This is a genomic window from Gammaproteobacteria bacterium (assembly GCA_013696315.1).
Lineage (GTDB): Bacteria > Pseudomonadota > Gammaproteobacteria > JACCYU01 > JACCYU01 > JACCYU01.
The window spans coordinates 1-4,699 of the sequence record JACCYU010000073.1 but is presented as its reverse complement, the minus strand read 5'-3'; the positions used below and the strand labels follow the sequence as shown (position 1 = coordinate 4,699).

Below are 4,699 nucleotides of genomic sequence, written 5' to 3'. Positions count from 1 at the left end.
CGATGACATCCTGGATATCACCCACGTTGAGGCCGAAGCGTGCCGCTCGTGTGCGGTTGATATCGAAGTCCAGAAAGTACCCGCCCGTGGAGCGCTCGACAAACGCGCTGCGCGTATAGGGCGCCGTGCGCGGATCATTGGCGAGCGCGCGCTCGATCTTTACCCCGACGTCCTCGATCGTCGAAAGGTCCGTGCCGTACACCTTGACGCCTAAGGTCGAGCGGATGCCGGTCGCCAGCATCTGTGTGCGGGTCTGGATCGGCATCCACCAGATGTTGGGCACGCCCGGAAAGCGCATTTTTGCATCCATCTCCGCGATTAGTGCGTCCCAGGTGAGCCCCTCGCGCCACTCGCTCTCGGCCTTCAACATAATATTGATCTCGAACATCTCGAGCGGCGCCGGATCGGTGGGCGAGGTCGAGCGCCCGGCCTTACCGAACACGCGTTTCACTTTGGGGATCTTCATCAATGCCTGATCCATCGTCTGTAGCGTCTGGGTCGCCTCGCTGATGGACATGCCGGGTACCGCCGTCGGCATGTACAGGATACTGCCTTCGTTTAGCGGCGGCATGAACTCGTTACCAAGTCCCTGATAGGCGGGCCAGATCGAAACCATCGCGACGATGGCCAGGCCGACCACCACCCAGCGCATGCGCACCGCGAGTCGCACCACTGGCAAATAAGCCGCGATCAGTATCCGGTTCAACCTGCTTCGATCTCCCCGGATCTTACCTTTGATCACCAGCACGGCCAGCGCCGGGATCAGCGTGATGGACAACAAGGCCGCGAAGAACATCGAATAAGTCTTAGTAAAGGCGAGCTGCTTGAACAGGCGGCCTTCCTGGCCCTCCAGCGCGAACACCGGCAGAAATGAGACCGTGATGATCAGCAGCGCGAAGAAGATGCTGGGTCCCACTTCCTGCATTGCGTCGATGATGACCTCAGTACGCGGGCGCGCCTCGTCCGCACCAACCTCTCCGGCCTGCCATAGGCTTAAGCGCCGATGCACGTTCTCCACGATGGCGATCGCCGCGTCCACCATCGCGCCGATAGCGACCGCAATGCCGCCCAGCGACATGATGTTCGCAGTTAGGCCCTGGTAATACATGGGAACAAACGCCAACAGCACCGCGATCGGCAGCGTGACGATGGGGACCAGCGCGGAGCGCACGTGCAGAAGGAAGACGATGATCACCAGCGACACGATGATCATCTCCTCGGTTAAGGTGCGTTCCAGAGTATCAATCGCGCGCTTGATGAGGCTCGACCGATCGTAGACCGGAACGACTTTTACGCCCTTGGGCAACGTCCGCTCGACCTCTTCCAGCCGCTGCTTGATGCCGGCAATCACGTCCAGGGCGTTCTCGCCGTAGCGCATCACCACCACGCCACCCACGCTAATACCTTCACCGTTCAGATCGCTTTGGCCGCGTGACATGGCGGGCCCTAAGCTTACGGTGGCGACCTGATCCAAGGTGACGGGTATGCCGTCTTGGTCGACCTCGAGCACCACTTTTTCCAGGTCCTCGGTCGAGTCGATGTAACCGCGGCCGCGGATGAAATGCTCGTACTCCGCGATCTCAAGTACTCGGCCGCCCACTTCGTTATTCGACTCGCGCACCGCCGCGATCACCTTGTCGAGTGGGATGCCGAACGAAGCCAGCTTGTTGGGATCGACGTTGACTTGATATTCCTTTTCATAACCGCCTACCGCGGCCACCTCGGCCACACCTTCGACCGACTCCAGTGCGTAGCGGAGATTGAAATCCTGAAGACTACGGAGGTCGGCGAGGCTTTGTCGGCCCGTTTTATCCACGAGCGCGTACTGGTATACCCACCCGACACCGGTCGCATCGGGTCCGATCGTCGGATTCACGCCCTTCGGCAACTCCCCTTGCGCGGAGTTGAGGTACTCCAGCACGCGCGAGCGCGCCCAGTAGATGTCAGTGCCGTCCTCAAAGATGACGTAGACAAACGAGAACCCCAGGAAGCTCTGGCCGCGCACGAACTGCACCCCGGGCGCCGCCAGAAATGTGGTGGCCAGGGGGTAAGTAATCTGATCTTCGACCAGGTCGGGGCTGCGTCCTTCCCATTCCGTATACACGATGACATGGATGTCGGACAGGTCGGGAATCGCATCCAGCGGCGTCTGAATAAGCGACCGGTAGCCCCAGAACGCGACCACCGCAACCACCAGAATCGTCAGCAGCCAGTTATGCGCGCAGTAAGCGATGAGGCGCTGGATAAGGCCGGCGCGATATGCCGGATCGATCAAGGTCTTGCGCTCCCATCCAAACCTTTCCCTGTCGAGGGGGAACCAGAGACGCCCTTAGCCCCGACTGGAAATGGCTCGGGTAGCATTACCATTGTTCGATACCAGCCTTCAGGCGCGCTTCGGAGGCCATCAGAAAAATTGCCCGAGGTGACGACCTTATCGCCCGCCTGCAGCCCTGCCAGGATCTCGATGTAACCCTCATTGCGCTGACCGGTGCGAACCTTGCGTGGACTCAAGCGTCCGCCGCCAAGATCCTCGAACACGATGCGGCTTTTGCCGGCGAATATCACAGCTTCCTCTGGCACGACCAGGTGGCGTCCGAGATCGGCTTTGAGCTGCACCTCGGCAAACATGTCGGGCTTGAGGACGCCATCGGGATTGTTCAGCGTGAGGCGGACGCGGCCCGTACGCGACATACCTTGAAGATAGGGATAGACGTACTCGACCCTGGCCTCGTACATGTTGCCCGGCAGATACGGAAGGGTTATTACGGCGGGCGTTCCTTCCTCTACGAAAGGAATCTCGTCCTCGTAAATTTCAGCCTCCACCCAGACATGTGAGAGATCGGCGATGCGCAACAAGGGCGCACCCGCGGGCTGGGCCGTGCCAGCCACGACGCGTTTGGCGATCACGGTGCCGCCGCGGGGCGCCACGATGGGCACGTAAACCAGTGGTTCGCCGCGGCTCGCGAGTTTGTCGATCTGACCTGGCGCATGTCCATCAGCAGCAACCGTCCTCGCGCGGCTTCGATCAGGCCGTCGGACGCGCTTCCACGGCTTTGCAGCACCTGCAGATATTCGCGCTGCGCCGCCAGCAATTCCGCGCCATAAACGGTGAACAGCACGTCGCCCCGGTCGACATGCTTGCCGACGTAATCGGCATTGAGTTCGCCGATCCAGGCGTCGAACCGCAGGCTTATATCGGAGCGCCTTCTCGGGTCGTACGCGATCTCGCCGACGGCGCGAATGGTGCGCGTTAGGGTTCGATGGTGTGCGCGGCCCAGCTTCAGACCGATCAGCTGGCGTCGGTGACTGTCCACCAGGATCGTGGCCGCCGGCGCCTCCGCCATGCGCGTTGCCTGCGCGCCGCTTTCGCCCTCGGCCACCGCGCCTGATATGACCTGTAACCCTGCGCGTCCCGTGGCCATATCGAAGCCGATCCGCTGATCTTTCATGCCCTGTTTCGAGATCTGGATGGACAGCGGCCATTCGCCGCTCATCGACAGGTTGAAGTTGCCCGCGTAGCGGCCGGGTGCGATTTCAAGCAAGCGTGCTGGCGCCTGCATCGCCGGCATCGCCCCCATCGCCGGCATCTCGGCCGCGGCCTTGATCCGCGCGCCGGATACTGAGTCGCCCTGGCTGTCGCGTAGTGCTACGACCAACCGGTTCTCGCCGACTCTGGGCGTCCGCGGATCCACCGTGATCCTGATTCGTAACGCGCCGGCCCGATAAGCCGGCGCATCATGCAGCACCTGTGCGGATGTTGCCGCCATGCGTGGCTCAGCGGCCGGGTGTCCGTTAAGCCGCATGCCGATAGCGATGCCGGCGCCCAGCGCGCACAGCCCCAGCAACCAAAACCACCGTGGCCGGATCATCGGTTCCGCGCCTTGCCGGCCAGTGCCCGGCGCCAGCCGCCGCCGCTCCAGCGCGCCAGCAGCGCGGTTCGCCTGACATAATCGGCCCGCACGCGCGCCAGCCGCAGTTCCGTCATCAGTTTCTGGTTTTCGGCGGTGATCACGGCCCGAAAGGTGCCCGTGCCGGCACGATAGTCGGCTTGCGCTGCGTTCAGGTTGTCCCGCACCAGCGGCAGCAGACGATCGCGATATAGCGCGATCACACTAATCGACTCGGTCACCCTTGAGTGCGCCTGCGCGAGCGAGGCGAGCAGACGCGCCCGGCGATCCACCAGCGCCCATTGCGCGCATCGTGTTGGCCTGCGCGGCGTCTTGTATCTGTCGATACTTGTCTCGGTTCCAGGGCAGGTTGATCGCGACCCACACTGTAAAGCGCTTCTCCGGCTCGTCCCACAGGCCGCTGTAGCCGGTCATGAGTCGAACATCGGGATAGAAGTCTTTTGCGGCCAGATCCACGCGCGAGCGGCTCGCGGCCAGGCGGGCTTCGAAGCGCCTTAAGTCCGGGTGGCTTGTCAGCGCGGCCTTTCGCAGCGCGCTTAAATTGGGCGGCGCGGCGGGCGGCGCGATGCGCCCCGGCCGCGCAAGCAACGCGCCAGGCGCGCGGTTCAGCAGTCCGTTAAGCTGCGCCTGTATTGAACGCCGTTGCCGCGCGAGGCCAAGTGCTTTGTCCGAAAGTCTTGCGTGTTTCGAGCTCGGCCTGGGTGACGTCCTGCTGCGTCGCGCGCCCGGCCGCGTATTGCGTCTCCGCCACGTTGCGCAGCTCGATCAACAGGTCGCGGCTGGCCGCGTTG

General features: G+C 62.7%; 6 protein-coding genes. All 6 read right to left on the bottom strand.

Annotated features, from left to right (window positions below; translation table 11 throughout):
- Nucleotides 1-2,275: efflux RND transporter permease subunit (locus H0V34_04065; protein MBA2490899.1), on the bottom strand; the 2,275-nt coding region annotated here is incomplete at its 3' end.
- Nucleotides 2,272-2,937: an efflux RND transporter periplasmic adaptor subunit gene (locus H0V34_04060; GenBank protein MBA2490898.1), complete on the bottom strand. Its 666-nt coding sequence runs from the start codon at nt 2,935-2,937 to the stop codon at nt 2,272-2,274. The genes H0V34_04065 and H0V34_04060, both read right to left, overlap by 4 nt.
- Nucleotides 2,904-3,869 carry an efflux RND transporter periplasmic adaptor subunit gene (locus H0V34_04055; protein MBA2490897.1) on the bottom strand — a complete coding sequence of 322 codons (966 nt, stop codon included), beginning with the start codon at nt 3,867-3,869 and terminating at the stop codon, nt 2,904-2,906. The genes H0V34_04060 and H0V34_04055 overlap by 34 nt, the downstream gene beginning before the upstream one ends.
- On the bottom strand, nt 3,866-4,180 hold the full coding sequence (locus tag H0V34_04050) for a TolC family protein (GenBank protein MBA2490896.1): 315 nt from the start codon (nt 4,178-4,180) through the stop codon (nt 3,866-3,868). The genes H0V34_04055 and H0V34_04050 overlap by 4 nt, the downstream gene beginning before the upstream one ends.
- Entirely contained in the window at nt 4,113-4,496 is a 384-nt protein-coding gene (locus tag H0V34_04045) for a TolC family protein (protein MBA2490895.1), read from the bottom strand. Before H0V34_04045 ends, H0V34_04050 begins: the two co-directional genes overlap by 68 nt.
- 28 nt (nt 4,497-4,524) lie before the next feature.
- Nucleotides 4,525-4,699: hypothetical protein (locus tag H0V34_04040; GenBank protein ID MBA2490894.1), on the bottom strand; the 175-nt coding region annotated here is incomplete at its 5' end.

Coding starts and splice junctions, on each gene's coding strand:
- H0V34_04055 (MBA2490897.1), bottom strand. CDS start 3,869: ATGATCCGGCCACGGTGGTTTTGGTTGCTGGGGCTGTGCGCGCTGGGC.